The sequence below is a fragment of the Tunturiibacter gelidiferens genome, from assembly GCF_014201335.1.
GTDB lineage: Bacteria > Acidobacteriota > Terriglobia > Terriglobales > Acidobacteriaceae > Edaphobacter > Edaphobacter lichenicola_E.
This window is the reverse complement of sequence record NZ_JACHEB010000001.1, coordinates 22,939-38,497: the sequence shown is the minus strand read 5'-3', so window position 1 is coordinate 38,497 and position 15,559 is coordinate 22,939. Positions and strand designations below refer to the sequence as shown.

The 15,559-nt window shown below is 57.2% G+C and carries 15 protein-coding genes; 8 read left to right on the top strand and 7 right to left on the bottom strand.

The features are described 5' to 3' along the window. Window positions 1-2 precede the first annotated feature (2 nt). The 5 genes from HDF14_RS00175 to HDF14_RS00155 form a co-directional block, all read right to left on the bottom strand. Window positions 3-575, bottom strand: a complete 573-nt coding sequence (locus HDF14_RS00175) for a TetR/AcrR family transcriptional regulator (protein ID WP_183972402.1) — start codon at window positions 573-575, stop codon at window positions 3-5. An 83-nt stretch (window positions 576-658) separates the two neighbouring features. After that, complete coding sequence (locus HDF14_RS00170; RefSeq protein WP_183972400.1) at window positions 659-1,831, bottom strand: diflavin oxidoreductase; 1,173 nt, start codon at window positions 1,829-1,831, stop codon at window positions 659-661. Window positions 1,832-2,342: 511 nt separating this feature from the next. Then, complete coding sequence (locus tag HDF14_RS00165; protein ID WP_183972398.1) at window positions 2,343-4,379, bottom strand: M3 family metallopeptidase; 2,037 nt, start codon at window positions 4,377-4,379, stop codon at window positions 2,343-2,345. A 255-nt stretch (window positions 4,380-4,634) separates the two neighbouring features. Continuing rightward, window positions 4,635-5,285 carry a hypothetical protein gene (locus tag HDF14_RS00160; RefSeq protein WP_183972397.1) on the bottom strand — a complete coding sequence of 217 codons (651 nt, stop codon included), beginning with the start codon at window positions 5,283-5,285 and terminating at the stop codon, window positions 4,635-4,637. A 33-nt stretch (window positions 5,286-5,318) separates the two neighbouring features. Continuing rightward, on the bottom strand, window positions 5,319-6,119 hold the full coding sequence (locus tag HDF14_RS00155; RefSeq protein ID WP_183972395.1) for a hypothetical protein: 801 nt from the start codon (window positions 6,117-6,119) through the stop codon (window positions 5,319-5,321). A gap of 585 nt (window positions 6,120-6,704) precedes the next feature. Here HDF14_RS00155 and HDF14_RS00150 point away from each other — a divergent pair. The 4 genes from HDF14_RS00150 to HDF14_RS00135 all read left to right on the top strand — a co-directional run bounded on the left by HDF14_RS00150 (window position 6,705) and on the right by HDF14_RS00135 (window position 10,932). After that, window positions 6,705-7,643, top strand: coding sequence for an alpha/beta fold hydrolase (locus HDF14_RS00150; protein WP_183972393.1), 939 nt, complete (start codon window positions 6,705-6,707; stop codon window positions 7,641-7,643). A gap of 272 nt (window positions 7,644-7,915) precedes the next feature. Further along, window positions 7,916-8,449: a PEP-CTERM sorting domain-containing protein gene (locus HDF14_RS00145; protein ID WP_183972391.1), complete on the top strand. Its 534-nt coding sequence runs from the start codon at window positions 7,916-7,918 to the stop codon at window positions 8,447-8,449. Between the two features lie 188 nt (window positions 8,450-8,637). Next, window positions 8,638-9,063 (top strand): organic hydroperoxide resistance protein, encoded by a 426-nt coding sequence (locus tag HDF14_RS00140; RefSeq protein ID WP_183972390.1) that lies wholly within the window; start codon window positions 8,638-8,640, stop codon window positions 9,061-9,063. Between the two features lie 234 nt (window positions 9,064-9,297). Continuing rightward, the gene (locus HDF14_RS00135; RefSeq protein ID WP_183972388.1) at window positions 9,298-10,932 is read left to right on the top strand and encodes a FecR family protein; all 1,635 of its coding nucleotides are present in this window, start codon (window positions 9,298-9,300) and stop codon (window positions 10,930-10,932) included. A gap of 104 nt (window positions 10,933-11,036) precedes the next feature. Here the strand turns inward: HDF14_RS00135 and HDF14_RS00130 are convergent, their stop codons facing one another. Continuing rightward, on the bottom strand, window positions 11,037-11,768 hold the full coding sequence (locus HDF14_RS00130) for a TetR/AcrR family transcriptional regulator (protein ID WP_260697920.1): 732 nt from the start codon (window positions 11,766-11,768) through the stop codon (window positions 11,037-11,039). Between the two features lie 118 nt (window positions 11,769-11,886). Between HDF14_RS00130 and HDF14_RS00125 the strand changes: the two genes are divergently transcribed. Both HDF14_RS00125 and HDF14_RS00120 read left to right on the top strand, forming a co-directional pair. Next, complete coding sequence (locus HDF14_RS00125) at window positions 11,887-12,516, top strand: FMN-dependent NADH-azoreductase (RefSeq protein ID WP_183972386.1); 630 nt, start codon at window positions 11,887-11,889, stop codon at window positions 12,514-12,516. A gap of 87 nt (window positions 12,517-12,603) precedes the next feature. Then, entirely contained in the window at window positions 12,604-13,233 is a 630-nt protein-coding gene (locus HDF14_RS00120; protein WP_183972384.1) for an NAD(P)-dependent oxidoreductase, read from the top strand. A 64-nt stretch (window positions 13,234-13,297) separates the two neighbouring features. On the opposite strand, the gene HDF14_RS00115 is transcribed toward HDF14_RS00120, so the two are convergent. Beyond that, window positions 13,298-13,738 (bottom strand): DUF6526 family protein, encoded by a 441-nt coding sequence (locus HDF14_RS00115; protein ID WP_183972382.1) that lies wholly within the window; start codon window positions 13,736-13,738, stop codon window positions 13,298-13,300. A gap of 98 nt (window positions 13,739-13,836) precedes the next feature. Between HDF14_RS00115 and HDF14_RS00110 the strand changes: the two genes are divergently transcribed. Beyond that, window positions 13,837-14,721, top strand: coding sequence for a deoxyribonuclease IV (locus HDF14_RS00110; protein ID WP_183972380.1), 885 nt, complete (start codon window positions 13,837-13,839; stop codon window positions 14,719-14,721). A gap of 59 nt (window positions 14,722-14,780) precedes the next feature. After that, on the top strand, window positions 14,781-15,470 hold the full coding sequence (locus HDF14_RS00105; RefSeq protein WP_183972378.1) for a cupin domain-containing protein: 690 nt from the start codon (window positions 14,781-14,783) through the stop codon (window positions 15,468-15,470). Window positions 15,471-15,559: the final 89 nt, after the last annotated feature.

The following is a 15,559-nucleotide window of genomic DNA, read 5'->3' as shown; positions in this document are numbered from 1 at the left end:
GCTTATTTTTTTGAGATGGCTCTCCAGAACATCTCGAATCCGAGGGTTTGAAATTTCTCTGCGGAGGCCGGGTGGGCAGCCATGAATGCCATGGTTGTTTGTGCTGACGCTTCCATCGTTGCAGAGAGGAACTCTTGGGGGATGTCTTGAAGGACGCGTTGTTTGACTGCGTCATGACCCATCGCTTCGATTCCGACGAATGGGGCCGACCCCGCCTCTTTGGACTCCGGGGTGAGGCTGTCAGATAGTTGAAGTTGTGAGAGTACTTTGCGTTGCTCAGGGTGGGCGACTCCCCAGGTTGTGTAGCAGTTCCAAATGTGGTGGAGTTTGATGCGGATGCTTTTGTTTCGGGGGAAGCCGGTCATCATCGCATCGGCGAGTTCCAGTTTGATCTCTCGATAGAGAACATTGAGAAGCTCGACCTTGTTTGCAAAGTAGGTGAAGAGCGTTCCTTCAGCTACGCCGGCGAGGATCGAGATCGCGGAGGTAGGGGCGCTCAATCCGCGCTCCGCAAATATCCGCGTTGCGGCGGACAGGATCGCTCTTCGTTTGTCGGTACTTTTCGGGCGGGCCACAAGCTACTCTCTTTCGATGAGCCGGAACTCAATTTCGGGCGGCCCCTGCGTGCGGATGAACGATCGCTGCGCCGCCCTGGGTTCTAGTAGACGTCGCGTTGGTAGCGCTTTTGTTTCTTCATGGCTGCCAGATACTCGGCTGCATGGTCGAGGGTTCCGTTCGAACCGCGGGCGATGACGTCGAGGAGGGCGGTCTCTACGTCCTTGGCCATGCGGGTGGCGTCGCCGCAGACGTAGAAGTAGGCTCCGCGCTCGAGCCACTCGTAGAGCTCTTTGCTGCGTTCCTGCATGCGGTCCTGAACGTAGACTTTGCGGGACTGGTCGCGGGAGAAGGCGGTGTCCAGGTTGGTGAGGATGCCGTCCTTGTGCATGGTCTGGAACTGGTCTTTGTAGAGGAAGTCCATGGCTTCGCGTTGTTCGCCGAAGAAGAGCCAGTTGTCGCCTTTTTGGCCGGTGGCCTGGCGCTCCTCGAGGAAGGCGCGGAAGGGGGCGATGCCGGTGCCGGGGCCAATCATGATGACCGGTTTGGTGGTGTCTTCAGGGAGGCGGAAGCTGTTGTTGGAGTGGAGGAAGATGGGCATGGTGGTGCCTTCGCCGGCGCGGTCGCCGAGGTGGCCGCTGGCTACGCCCTGGCGGTCGCGGCCATGGGACTCGTAGCGGATGACGCGGACCGTGGTCTGGACGGTGTCCTTGTGCATGGCCTGGCTGGAGGCGATGGAGTACATGCGCGGGGTGAGGCGCTGGAGGACGTTGAAGAGCTGCTGTGGGTCGGTGATGACCTTGGGGAAGTCGGTGGCGAGGTCTACGAACTCGCGTCCCCAGCAGTACTCCTCGGCCCGAGCCTTGTTTTCGGGGCCGACGAGGTTTTTGAGGCCTTCGATGGTGGGGGCGAGCTTAGCGTACTGGCCTACGGAGCCGCGGGCGAGCTTGCCGATGCCGAGACGGGTGCGGAGGGCCTCTTCGAGGCTGATTTCGACCTTGTAGTGGTCGAAGACCCGCTCGCGGCCGGTGAAATGGAGGGCTTCGAGGACCTCTGCTACGGCGATGGCGCGGTTTTCGGGGATGATTCCGACGGCGTCGCCGGGGGTGTAGGTCATGCCCTCTTCGATGGAGAGCTCTACGTGGCGGGTCTCCTTCTCCGAGCCTTCGCCGGTGAGGAGGCGGTTGTAGGTCACGGTGGAGCGGAAGGGGCTATTGCGGGTGTATTTGGACGCGTGTCCGGTCGATTGCTGTTCTTGATCTGCCACTTCGGTCATGCCTCTATGGTAAAACGCATTGGCCGGAAATGCAGGGGCCTTTGGTCAAATTGCGAGTGAACGATGCGGTGCGGTGGGTGCATCTTGTGGTGTTTCTGTGGTGGCTTGTGGTTCTTTTGTGGCGCATTGTTGTTCTTCGTTTTTGGCGATGACTGTTATGTTTCCAATTCTGGACCCCTCCCCCTCCCCCTTAGGGGTATTTGCAGCTATGTTATTTGTTTTGATCGGTTTGCGGTGGGGGTGTGTCTGTAAAATATTCATTACAAATGGGTTGCTTGTAAAATATTGAAAATAAATAGCTTAGATTTGGCTTTTGATGCTCCTTGCTACCCGTTGAGGCTTAAATGAAAAACTGCAAGGAGACTGTTCCCCTTGCAGTTTTCTTGCTGTTCTAAGTATATCGGATTAGGTGGGGGTAATGCGCCACGCGAATCCCCTTGTCTGGCGCGGGGATTTGCTGGTTTGGGGCTTGACAGGATTTTCTATCGGAGTGCTCAAGGATGTTTGGTGGTTACGGTGTCTCGTTGAACTCCTGCGAGGCCCACTTTTTGAAGGCGTCCATATTCTGCGGGCGACCCAGAAAGTTTTTGACCAGGTCGTTGGCGGACATGGAGCCGCCGGGCTCAAGCACTACGCTGCGATAGCGCATCGGAGTAGGACCTGCCAGCAGGTTGTTCTGATCGAACTGTTGGAAGAAATCCTCGGCGATGACCTTGTCCCAGACGTAGGTGTAGTAGGCGGAGGAGTAGCCGGATAGGTGGTCGAAGGAGCAATAGAAGTGTGCGTCTGTGGGGATGATCTTGTAGAGGGTGTAGCGGTCGTTATCGGGAAGGATGACATGGTCCGGATCAATGGTGTCGGGATTGCCCTTGTACATGTCGTAGGAGATTGCAGAATACATCAGCTGTAGCTGAGCGGCGCTGGCGCGGCCGAAGGCGTTGGCGCGGTTCATGCGTTTGACGAGTTCGGCGGGGATGGGTTCCCCGGTCTTGTAGTGTTTGGCGAAGGTGGCGAGGACCTGAGGGCTGTGCATCCACTCTTCGAGCATCTGGGAAGGGGCTTCGATGAAGTCGCGCTCCATGGAGATGCCGCTGACGCCGGCCCATTGCTGGTTGCCGCCGAGGATGTGGTGCATCATGTGGCCAAACTCGTGGAAGAAGGTGGTGGCGTCGTTGATGTCCATAAGGCCGGGGTCGTCGGGCGTGGGAGCGGGGAAGTTGCAGACCAGGGCGGCCTCGGGGAGTTGTTTACCGCGGATACCGTCGAGGATTGGGGCCATCTCGTTGTGGCTGTACTTGCCCTTGCGGGGATGCATGTCGAGATACATGCGTCCGATAGCTTTACCGTTATCGATGACGTCCCAAGTTTCGACGCCGGGGGCCCAGGCTGGGGCGTCGGCCTCCTGTTTGAAGGAGACGTGGAAGAGTGCGGCGGCGGTGTTGAAGACGCCTTGATTGACCTCGGCATAGGGGAGATAGGGACGGACGCTTTGGGAGTCGAAGTTGTACTGCGAGCGACGAACGAGTTCACGGAGATGGAAGGACTCGAAGGAGTAGAGTTCGGTGGCGTTGGGTTCGGTCTTTTTCTTTTCCGCGAGGAGGAGGGCGTACTCGCGCTGTGCGGTGGGGCGGAGGGCGGCGTCGACTTGGTCGATGAAGGCGGCGATGTTTGGGCCTGTGGCGATCATGCGGTCGGCGGTGTCGTAGTCGGGCCATGATTTGTAACCGTTGATGGTCGCTATTTGATAACGGGTTTTCATCATGGCAAGCAGCACGTCACGGTTCTTGGGGTAGGCACGACTGGAGTAGGCCACCCACATCTTGCGGACTGTTTCGCGGTTTGTGGCGTAGTCAAGAATTGGGAAGATGTCGGGGTAACTCGTGGTGATGTGGATCTTTCCGTCCGGCCCGGACTTGTGGCTAGTGATGTAATCTGCGGGCAGGCCATCGAGGGCGGCGGCGCTGTCGAAGTCGACAACGATCTGGCCGTCGGCGATGTTGCGACCGAAGTGGGACTGCGCGTCAGTCAGTTCGTCCTGAAGTTTCCTGAGCTGAGCGCGAGTGACATCGTCTTTGTCGACACCGGCAAGGCGGAACTCGAGGAGCTGCCGCTGGACGTAGTACTTTGTAGCCGCGTCGGCGTTGGCGAGATCGATGGAGGAGAGAGCGTGGTAGACATCGCGGTTCAGGGATAACGCGGTCTGGGCGCTCGAGACTTTGGTGGTCATCGCGGTAGCGGAGTCGCGAAAGGCTGTCTCCGGGTGGACCTGCTGCATGATGCCAGAGAGATTGGAAGCGGAGTCGATATGGGATACAGCATTGTCGTAGGGAGCCAGCGTGTTCTCGACTGTTCGGGGACCTTTGACGGCGAGGAGCTTGTCGATGGCGGCTTGCGCGGACGCGAGGTGCGCGTTTTCGGTCGCTTCGAAGGCGGAGATATCGGGCTTGCTAGCCCAGATGGGCGGTTGGCTCTTCGGCATCTCCTGTGCGGTGGCATCGGATGCGGTGAACAACACACACAGGCTCAACAGGCTGGCTCTCGCTAGCATGGGATTCTCCTTAGAAATAGGGACGAACAGTGACGGGCCGTATGCAAATATCGTATCTGCTTTGCATAGGATGTGGCTTCGAGATTTGGGAAGTATGGTGGTACGGCCGAAGATTCAAAGGAGGCAGAACGTATGGCGCCACTGTATTCCACAAAAGTCACAGCAAACGGCGGCCGTCATGGATCGATTCGGAGTGACGATGGATTTCTCGACCTGAGGTTAGCGCTGCCGAGGCCAGCGGTGATTAGCCGTCGACTAAAGTATGTTCACCGCTCTAGCCGCCAGCAGAGCGACAGTGGTGAAAGAGATAAGAGATTGGATCATCATCAGCACTTTCGCCCATCGAGACAATACTGGGCAGTCTGTAGGCGAAAATGCAGTACTCGTGTTGAAGGCGATGAATAGGTAGTCCACAAATCCTGGTCGCCAGTACTGCTCGCCCATCTCCGTTCGTGTCTCAGAACTAAGAGTCATCTGCGGAAACAAGAAGGCCCCATCGGTATGACTCTCGCGTAAATCCCTCTGGTTTGGCCCACCGGCGTCCAAGCGCCAATACCAGGACGCAAAGACAAGAATGTTGGTGACCCATAACGCCGCCGCCGAACGTAAGAGGACTTGAGGAGGAAGCTTGTGGGTCGGCAAGGCCGCGATTAATAAGCCCAATGACCAGGCCATGTCAGCAGTAACCACCACATTCAAGGCATAACCGAATAGTTGATTGAGCTTTAGATTTCCGCCGCGTCTTGCGAGGACGGTCGGAATCATCAAAAAGCTAACCACAATGAGAAGAAGCCAGTCGGGGCCAAAAGAGAGAAAGCTGGGGATAGCTAACCGTAAGCCTCCCACGGCAAACAAAGCCGAGAGCGCGGGCCAGCGAGGTTCGTGTCGATTTGTTGGTCCTGCCATTATGAGCACCTGTCGTGAAGCATCAACGGCCATCTATTGCCTGGCTGACGCGTCCTTTTGAAGGCGCTTGCCGAAGACCAGCCCGACTGTCGTACCGATCGTAGACGAGTGATCACTGACGCCGAAGCGCAGTCCCCCATTAATGCCGAAGGCCTCGCCAAACTGGTGATAGAAGCCACTAAAAACATAGGTGCCTGGTGGGGTGTTGGACTGTGAAGTGTTTTGACCAAAAACCTCGGCATAGAGACGCGTGTCCTTCTGAAGGTGATAACTGAGAGCGAATGACTGTTGTCCGCCGTACCGACACCCTGTAGTCGTTTGGCAATCAGACTGTACTATCGAGCCGTTTACGATGACATCCACATCCCCGTTCTTTCCATAGTGATGATTGAGGAGCAGAATCGCTTGTTGACCGTAGCCTTGAAGCGGGGTTGCCGAGGCAGTGGGAAACTCGGCCTCATATTGAAATGCGATCCCCGGCGCTGCCCTATGGTACTGTTCCTTCTTCGCCTCGACCTTCCCGCCGATCTCGATCGTTCCGACTCCATTGGTGATGCTTCCGTCTTGCTGTTGATGATTGAACGCAGACCAGTCGAAATCCAATCTGAGTCTAGGCAGCAGAGAATAAGTGAACAACGTATCGAACGTCTGCTGATTGCCTGGCGGGTTTTGGGGATAGGCATCGTAGCCTACCTCCGCCTGCGCGACACCTTTGCTCTGGATGGCTGCACTGTTGGCGATCGTTGGTCTTGTGGGATTTATATTTAGATCTTGCGCCGACATGCTGATCGTCAACAGCGAGAGCACGCCGAAGAGCCGGCTGATTCGATTCATGGGCGGCAATGTCGAATGTTGGAATTTCTGATTTGATCTTTGATCGATTGAAGTGAGCTCCAAATCACTACCGACGCCTTAGCAAAAAGACTATCAGTAGAACGATCACGATTAACCCTAGACTCCCCGGCCAAACGAACCAGCCCCCGCCGCTTGAGTATCCGGCCACCAGGCATCCAGATAATCCTAAGGTCGCGAAACATCCGGCTAATATGGTCGGGAGTTTCTGGAACAGGCGGAAGGTTGAGAATTTTTCTTTATGATTTCGCACGTTTGTTCCTCCGATATGGGGACGGGATAGACAACTTTATCGTTTTCGAAACGAACGAATCCGACAGGATTGATGGCAATTCTTCGCTATTGGGGTCTTCGACCTGTTCCTCTGCTGGCGATGTCTTTTAGCGTACGAACTCCTATGATGCAAGAAAGCCTGATCCCACTGATCACTTCTAAAACAATCACTGTCTCGCCACCGGAGTGACCTTTAAGCTGGATCGGAACGCTATAGTAACAATCGCATCTGCCACGGCCACCCACAGCGGTTCTACAAGTTTGGGAAGGCCAGGACTCTATACTCAACATGCCATGCATTCACTCCTTCGCGGTGTTCTCCTTCTCGTAACGGCGGCGGCCTACGCCCAAGTTCCGCAGCCCCACACCGGTCTGGTTCATACACCGGATGTGGATCTTGCCACCTTCACTTACGGCAAGCCGTCCACCACCACGCCGATCATCGCGGTCAACGGCGGCCCCGGTCTCTCGCATGTGTACATGATCCAGAATGATGTCTGGACGCGGCGCATTGCGGAGCACAGGCAGGTGATCTTCTACGATCAGCGCGGCACGGGTGGCTCCCAGCACCTGCGCCCGGGCGCCACACAGACAATGGAGGCCCAGGTTAACGACTTGGAGGCCGTTCGCGCCTCGCTGCATGTGGAGAAGGTAGACTTCATTGGCGATTCCTATGGAGGCCTGCTCGCCTCCGCTTACGCGGCCGCACATCCGGAGCACGTCCACACACTGATCCTGTCGGACTCCGCTGCACCAGGCTTTTCCAAGCTCCATCCGCGGCTGGAAGAGGTTTTCCCCGACGTCATCGCCAAAACAAAAGAACAGATCGACAAACTACATGGCCACGCGAACTCCGACGCGGAGGCCGCTGATCTCGATCTGCGGGCCCACTTCCGCATGATCTTCTACTCCCAAGAGCTTTGCGACCGATACCTCGCGAATGCTCCTGACCTTGGCTTTGCCCCGGCCACTGGCGAAGCTGTCTCGAAAGCGTTTGCCAACGTCGACCTTAGTTCGCAGATGGCGCACTACCACTTCCCAACGCTTGTGATCCAGGGCCGGTTCGATCTGAACGTGACACCCGACATCTCCTGGACAGTGGCCCACAGCATCCCCGGAGCGCAACTCGTCTGGTTCGAAAAAAGCGGGCATCTGCCGTACTACGAAGAACCCGATAAGTATGCGTCGGTGGTCAATCAATTCCTGCTCGACCACGACGCCACTCACGATTAAGCGCATCGCATATTGCATGTGCCAAGAGCAGCGCGAACCTGTTCTTCGTCTCGGCTCAGGAGAAGTTCACTAAGTGTTGCAGCATCATGAATTTACCGGCTTGAAATAAACATGGGACATCCTTGCCGACTCGTTAGGCAGAGTCCTGCAACATGCTCTGTGGAAAAGGGAAAGCGAACCGCGAAAACCGGACAATCGCAACACTTTCATTTCGGTGACTCAACTGCGGTACTGCAGGTCGTCTTACCCATCCCTGCAGTACCGGAGTTCCGATGAAGCTTGGACGTTTTGCCTGTTTGCTAGCCCTTCCTGCCGCCCTCACTCTCACTACTCTCGCTGCCCATGCAGATACCTTCGACTGGAGCCTCACCGGTCCTGCGGCATCGCTCGGTGGTTTCCCTGGAACCGGCAGTGGAACTCTCACAGCAACTCAGTCCACTGGCGATGAGTGGGTGATCAATTCCATCACCGGAACCTTTGACGACAGCGCCATCACCGGCTTGGTCAAGTTCGAATTCAGCGACAATCTCCTGTTCCCCAACAGCACCTTCCTTGATACCGACGGCCTCGGCTTTGAGACCGCCAATGGCACAGAGGTCAACGTCTGGAGCGCGTACGCACCCGGCTCCACCGACATCACTCCCGGCAACAACTACAGCGAGATCGTCAGCGGCAGCGGCTTCGGCGTAGGTACTTTCTCATTGACTCCCGTAGCTGCTACCCCGGAGCCTTCAACCCTCGTTCTGTTCGGGACGGGTCTGCTTAGTGCAGCAGGCGTCGCACGTCGTCGCTCCCTTCGTTCGTAAAAAACGAGAACAATGCATCTTGTTTTGAGCCGTCCTTCGGGACGGCTCTTCTTTTTGGCTAGTCGGCCGTGGAGTTGCTTTGTTTGCAAGATGGAGCACGGTGCCAGTCAGCGGATCGACTGACTCGAACCTTTGAGGCTCCCTGACGTACGCTGGTACGGCACGGATATTCAAAGGAGGAAAAATATATGGGGCCACTGTATTCCACGAAAGTTACTGCAAAAGGAGGCCGTCATGGATCGATCCGGAGTGACGATGGGCTTCTGAACCTCAGCCTGGCGCTGCCAAAGGCTCTGGGTGGGAGCGGAGGTGCCACGAATCCTGAACAGTTGTTTGCAGCAGGATACGCAGCTTGCTTTGAGAACGCTTTGTTGCGAGTGAGTCGAGAGGCCAGGCATCATTTCACCGACGATCAGGTCGAGGTCGTGGCAGAGATTGGCATCAGCCGCAACGGAGAGGGGAACTTTGTTCTGTCGGCGTCCCTCGCTGTGACCCTGGCCGGAGTTGACCAGGCGACGGGAGAGGATTTCGTACACCGTGCGCATCTAGTTTGCCCTTATTCGAATGCGATTCGGGGAAACGTGGACGTAGCGACCACGGTCACTGTCCGGTAGGACAACTTTCGGCTTCAGCCTAGATTCGGCCGCAACCGCCTTTCTTTGATGATTTAGCCACGCGACGGGTCTGTCGAGGCGGGGAAGCGTGTTGTTCTGCCGATTCTCTTTTCGGGTATCGACACGAAAAAAGACCAGAACTATTTGTGTTTTGGTGAAGCCACAGCAATCGTCGCGGACGTATACTTCCCGCACCTGAAGGTTGCAACTGCTCTGGTTCTTGGGAGGCCGGTGATGAAGATCGGGTTCGGATACGGAGTGTTTCTGGCGTTGGCGTTTTCGGTGGCGGGAGTTGTGGCCGCGGGAGCACAGAGTGGAGCGGCCGGGGAGCAAAGTAATCCTTTAGATCGGGATTCTGCATTGACTGCGCACGTGACGACGGCTGATGCGACGGCGGCTGATGTGCCCGCGGCTCATGTCCCGGCAGCTGGTACGCAGACGGCTGATGTGTCAGCAGCCAGCGTGCCTGTGGACAATGGGGCGCGGCCGGGCGATTCGCACGTAAGGATTGTGCGGCTGAGCGATGTGAAGGGAACGCTTTCGCTCGATCGGAAGACGGGGAATGGCTTTGAACAGACGATGCCGAATATGCCGATCATCCAAGGCGAGAGGCTTCGGACCGCCGATGGGTACGCTGAGGTGGAGTTTGAGGATAACAGTACCCTGCGCGTGGCGCCGAACTCGCTGGTGGAGTTTCCGCTGCTGGCGTTGCGCAGCTCGGGAGCCAAAGCCTCGACGATAGAGGTAGTGCGGGGAATGGTTTATGTGAACCTGCAGAGCACGAAGGGGAATGAGTTCGTGGTTCGGGCGGGGGATGAGACGATGACGGTTTCGCCGTCGACGCATATGAGAATGACGGTGGAGGCTGGGAAGACGGTGGTGTCGGTCTTCAACGGAAATGTGGAGGTGAAGCACGGCTCGGAGACGACGCTGTTGACGAAGAAGGAGTCGCTGACGCTGGGTGGAGAGCAGGTGGCTGTTACGAAGAAGATTGAGGAAGAGCCGTACGATGCGTGGGATAAGGAGGCGAACGACTATCATGCGCGCTACTCGCAGGCGAATGCGATGGTCGCCGGAGGTGCCACGTATGGCTTGAGCGACCTGAACTACTACGGGAACTTTATCAATGGCGGAGCGTTTGGATCTTTCTGGCAGCCGTATCTGGTGGGCGCAGGATGGAATCCGTACTGCAATGGGGTGTGGGCGCAGTATCCGGGCGCGGGTTACTCGTGGGTGTCGCCGTATCCGTGGGGCTGGCTGCCGTATCACTCGGGCACGTGGTCGTTTTTCCCGGGGTATGGGTGGGGCTGGCAGCCGGGCGGCGCGTTTAATGGATTGAACAATGTTGGGATCGTCGGTGGCGGGGCAGCGGGGCGGGTTGGAACTGGGGTGCACGCCCCCTTGCGTGCTGCTTCACCGCAGGCGCCGACGGTGGGCACGGGTTCGCTGGTGCTTGCGAACAATACACCAATGGTCTTCTCCAAGGAAGATAAGCCGGGAAACTTTGTGTTCCAGAAGAACTCGGCGGGGTTGGGCGTGCCGAGGGGGTCGCTGGGAAGCTTGAACAAGATTTCGTCCCATGTGGAGCAACACGGATCGGCAAATATGCCAGTCTATGCTGCCGCGCCTTCTGCGGGGTTCATGGGGTCGAGTCACAGTGGGAACACCGGGCCGGTTACATTGCGGGCGGGAGCGCCGATTCAGAGTGGGAATACATCGTATGCTCCGGCATCGCGAGCGGGATCGTATGGGGGATCTTCGGCGTCATCGGCGTCTTCGGCGTCTTCTCATAGCCTGGGTGCTACGTCGTCGGCGAGCGGCGGATCCTCGGGGAGCAGCGGTCACGGTGGTGGATCCAGTTCGAAGTAGAAGCTTACTGGACGAGCGGTTATTGCGGGGGGATGTGACTTTCTGTATTGGTAACTATTCTTGTTACTAATTGAACAGGGCCCACTTTCTGGCGGCCTCCTCCCTTAACGGTCAGATGGGGCAGGCTGAGATGGGGCGTGCGGTGTGGTTTCGGCGAGGGCGAGGAGCGGGGAGACGAGGGTGAGGATCGTCTCGACGATGTCGATGGATGGGGGGCGGTTGGGGGTTTGGGCCCACTCTCTGGCGGCGCCGTAGATTGCCCAGCTTGCGGTGGTCGCGATCATCTGGGGGGAGAGGGGCTGGTTGGAGGGGTGTTTTTCGAGGCCATCGAGGAGCATGCGGCGGACGACCGCGATGATAGCCGACTCCATGTGGGGTTCCAGCTGCCCTGGCCGCTCGCAACTGGGGAGTTGCGCGGAGGCGATGAAGTCGCAGACGCCGAGGATGAAGGCCTTGAGGGCTGAGCTGCAGGAGCCATTGAAGGTGACTCCTCGTTCGGCCAACAGCTCCATGAAGCGGGAGCCGACGGTGCACTCGAGCAGCGCGAACTTATCCGTGTAGTGGTCGTAGAAGGTAGCGCGGTTGATGGTCGCTTGTTCGGCTATGTCCTGAACGGAGATAGCGTCAAACTCCTTCTTTTCCATGAGCTTGACTAGGGCCTGCTGCAGGAGCTTTCGGGTTCGCAGGATGCGGGGGTCGACTGATCTCTCCGGCATCAATTCGGGGATTTCGGCCGGCGTTGCAGACGCTGAGGCCAGGTGGCTGGCCCGGCTAGCGGCTTCAGCGATGTCCTCATCGGTAATCCCTTGGGCGGGTTTTGCGGTGGACGCAGACATTGGACTGATAACAGTTTACTAAATCTTGGCGACATTATTTGCCTAAACGACATCTGTCGTGTTTTTATGAATCGACAACAGTTGTTTAGACGTCAGATGTTGTATAGGAGATTTTGCCATGCCCACATTACTAGTTGTGAATTCGAGCCCATTTCTTGAGACCTCAGTTTCGCGCGGTTTGACCAGTGAATATGTTGAGAACTGGAAGAAGGCGAACCCAACCGGGAAGGTGATCACACGTGACCTTGCCGGCAGCAATTTGAAGACGATCGATGCTGCGTGGGTTGGCGCGGCGTATACGCCGAAGGATGCGCGTAGTGCGGAGCAGAAAGAGGCGCTTGCGCTCTCGGACACTCTGCTTGCTGAGTTGAGAGCTGCCGATGAGTATGTTTTTGGTGTGCCGATGCACAACTTCAGTGTGCCTGCGGTTCTCAAGCTCTGGATTGATCAGATTGCGCGGGTCGGCGAGACGTTTTCTTATGGAGAGGGAGGGCCTAAGGGCTTGCTGATTGGGAAGAAAGCTACGTTCCTGATTGCCTCAGGTGGTGTGTATGATGCCGGGACCGTGATGGCCTCGTTCAATCACGTGGAGCCTTATCTGCGTAACGTGTTTGGTTTTCTGGGTGTGACGGATACGACCTTCGTGTCGGCTGGTGGAGCGGCTGTATTGATGCAGGGCAAGACGGATCGTGCGACGTTCCTGCAGCCGCATTTCGAGACGATTCGTTCACAATTTGTGGCGGCTTGAAGATATTTTCGGGTATGCGGTCCAGCCAGGTGTCGGGCCGCATCTCAGTTTTGGAGTGAATTTGATTTAGCGTCTCAGGAGATGGCGATGAACGTTGTGGTGTATGGAGCGACAGGAAATTCGGGTAAGGAGATTGTGAAGGAGCTGCTTCGGCGAGGGCATAAAGTGACTGCGGTGGCGCGTAAGGTGGATTCGATCAAGGCAGAACAGGGAGTGACCGCGAAGGCGGATGATCTTTCGGATGTGACCTCGATCGCTGCGATTGTTACGGGTGCTGACGCTGTGGTGAGCGCATACGCTCCTCCTATGGATACGACAGAGGCGATTGTTGGTGTGACGGAGCGAGAGATTGCCGCAGTGAAGAAGGCGGGTGCGAAACGGCTGCTGGTGGTTGGCGGTGCAGGGTTGCTGGAGGTTGCGCCCGGAGTGACGCTGATCAAGTCGGGACATCTTCCGGCGGAGTATCTGCCGATTGCGACTGCGCATGAGAACGCGCTGGCGGTGTTGCGGAAGTCTGATATCAACTGGACGTATCTAAGCCCAGGGGCGTATTTCGCGCCGGGAGAGCGGACGGGAAAGTTTCGGCTGGGGACGAAAGAGCTGATTTCGGATGCGAAGGGGGAGAGCAAGATCTCTTTTGCGGATTATGCGATTGCTTTGGTTGACGAGATTGAGAAGCCGGCGCATGAACGGGCTTCGTTTGCGGTAGGATACTGAGCTTCGAAGATAGGTGATTGTGAGAGGCGGCCAGATTGTGGCCGCCTCTTTCTTTGGGCGAAGGCTAGATGCGGTGGTGGTCGCCGCGCCAGTTGACGATGGCCTGCTTGATTGCCTTTGGCTCCATATTTTTGGTGAGGGCCTGGTGGGCAAGTGCGGGGAGTTCGTCGTCGGAGGCGAAGCGAAGGGCGATGAGCTGTCGGGTGGTGAGCTCGTTGATGTGCGCGCGGTCGGCTTCGGGGAGCAGCGCGTGGAGACGGAGGCGCTCTTCGAGGCGGATGACGCGGTCCTGGGCTTTCATAGCTGACTCGCGGGCGTTGCCGGCCATCAGGAGGAAGACGATAGCCATGACGATGTTCCAGAGATGAGTGTGCTGGTAGCCAGGCCAGTTATGGACGGTGATGTAGATGGAGAAGATGAGATTGAGCAGGAGCAGAGGAATGATGACGAAGTGAAAGGGCGGATGGTAGCGAGTGTGGTTTTTAAGACTTTGCGGAGCGGGCATTGGGGCGTCCTCTTTGCACGGAATGATGGCCGGGGTCAGCATAGCATTTGGGCGTGATGGAGGCGCGCTTTAAGCTGCGGGTGGGGTAGCCTTGAGGGATGAAGAGTTCAGTGATCGCAAAGACGGGGAAGAAGCGGATTGGCGTGCATGTGGGGACGGCGGGGGGAACGTGGACCGCGGTGGAGCGGGCCGTGGCGGCGGGGGCGAATACGTTTCAGATTTTTTCTTCGAGTCCGCGACAGTGGCGAGCTGCGGCGGTGAAGCCGGAAGACGCGAAGAAGATGCGGGAGCTACGGGCGAAGCATGATGTGGGCCCGGTAGCGATTCATGCGAGCTATCTGATTAATCTTTGCAGTCAGACGGAGAGTGTTCGCGTGAATGGCGTGGCGGCGTTTCGCGGGGAGGTGGAGCGGGCGCTGGCGTTGGGGGCGGAGTATCTGGTGCTGCATCCGGGAAGTTGGAAGGGGTTGACGCGGGAGGAGGGTTTGCAGCTGGCGGCGGAGTCAATTGAGAAGGCGATTGATGGCGTGGCGTGGCAGGGGAAGGACTTCAGGATTTTGATTGAGAATACGGCGGGGGCGGAGTTTTCGCTGGGGGGAAAGCTGGAGCAGGTGGCGGAGCTGGTGGAGCGACTGAAGGCTTGTGCGCCGGTGGGGGTGTGTCTGGATACTTGCCATGTACATGTGTCGGGATATGACATGGTGTCGCCGGATGGGTATACGGAGACGATGTTGCTGGTGCGGGATACGGTTGGGTTCGACGATGTGAAGGTGTGGCACTGCAATGATGCGAAGGCGGCGATGGGTTCGAAGCTGGATCGGCATGAGCACATTGGTGAGGGGACGATTGGCGCGGAGGTGTTTCGGCGGCTGCTGCATGATGAGCGGTTTGCGCATGCGGCGTTTATTGCGGAGACGCCGGTAGATGCTCCGGGGGACGAGGCGAGGAATGTTGGGGTGTTGCGGACGCTGGCTGCGGGTTAGTGAGGGTGTTATGAAACTCGTTTGACCATCCCTTATATGCTGAATTCGAGGAGCTAGCGATGCCTACTATCAATAGAACGTTCGTTCTTTCCTCCATTCGTAGTACTTCTGCTAGTCTTTCGCTGCTCATGTGTCTTGGCAGTGCAATGTATGCACAGCAACCGCAAGGCCTCGTGAGCTGTAAACCATTGAGCCAAAAGACCGGGGAAACCGGATGCTGGATTCTTGGCAGTCAGCCTGTAGCGACTTCCAGTCGATCCGTCTTTTGGACGATTGATGTATTCCCGACAAGAGAACTCGCACAGCAGGCGAAAGGATCGGACGGAACCGTCGCCGCTTCGTTGGGAAAGGTGTGGCTCCTCACGGTCGGTGACAAGCCCGAGCTCAACTCCTCAGCCAGACGCGTGACACAGATAGGACCTCTGGTTCTTGAGGCTGGGCGGTCCTACTCGGCGCAGTTTATGGAGGCGACCTTACAGCCGGGGATGGTTAGCAAGACGCACCTCCATTCAGGAATTGAGGCCTTTTATACCGATAGTGGAGAGACATGTCTGGAGACTCCGGAGGGTACGCGGATAGGAAAGAGCGGAGTCGACATCGTTGTTCCTGAAGGGGTGCCGATGGAACTGACCGCAATCGGAACAGAGGCTCGGCGTGGCCTGATGCTCGTCCTCCACGATGCATCGAAGCCACCAACCACACTGGTAGACAGCTGGAAGTCAAAAAAACTCTGCGCCTCTGTGAAGTGAGGTGTTCGTAGCAGAGGTCTCAGGCCATGACGCGGATGGTCGACCGAACCGTGAATGATTGCTGAGACGAGTTTCGTAACGACCTTGTA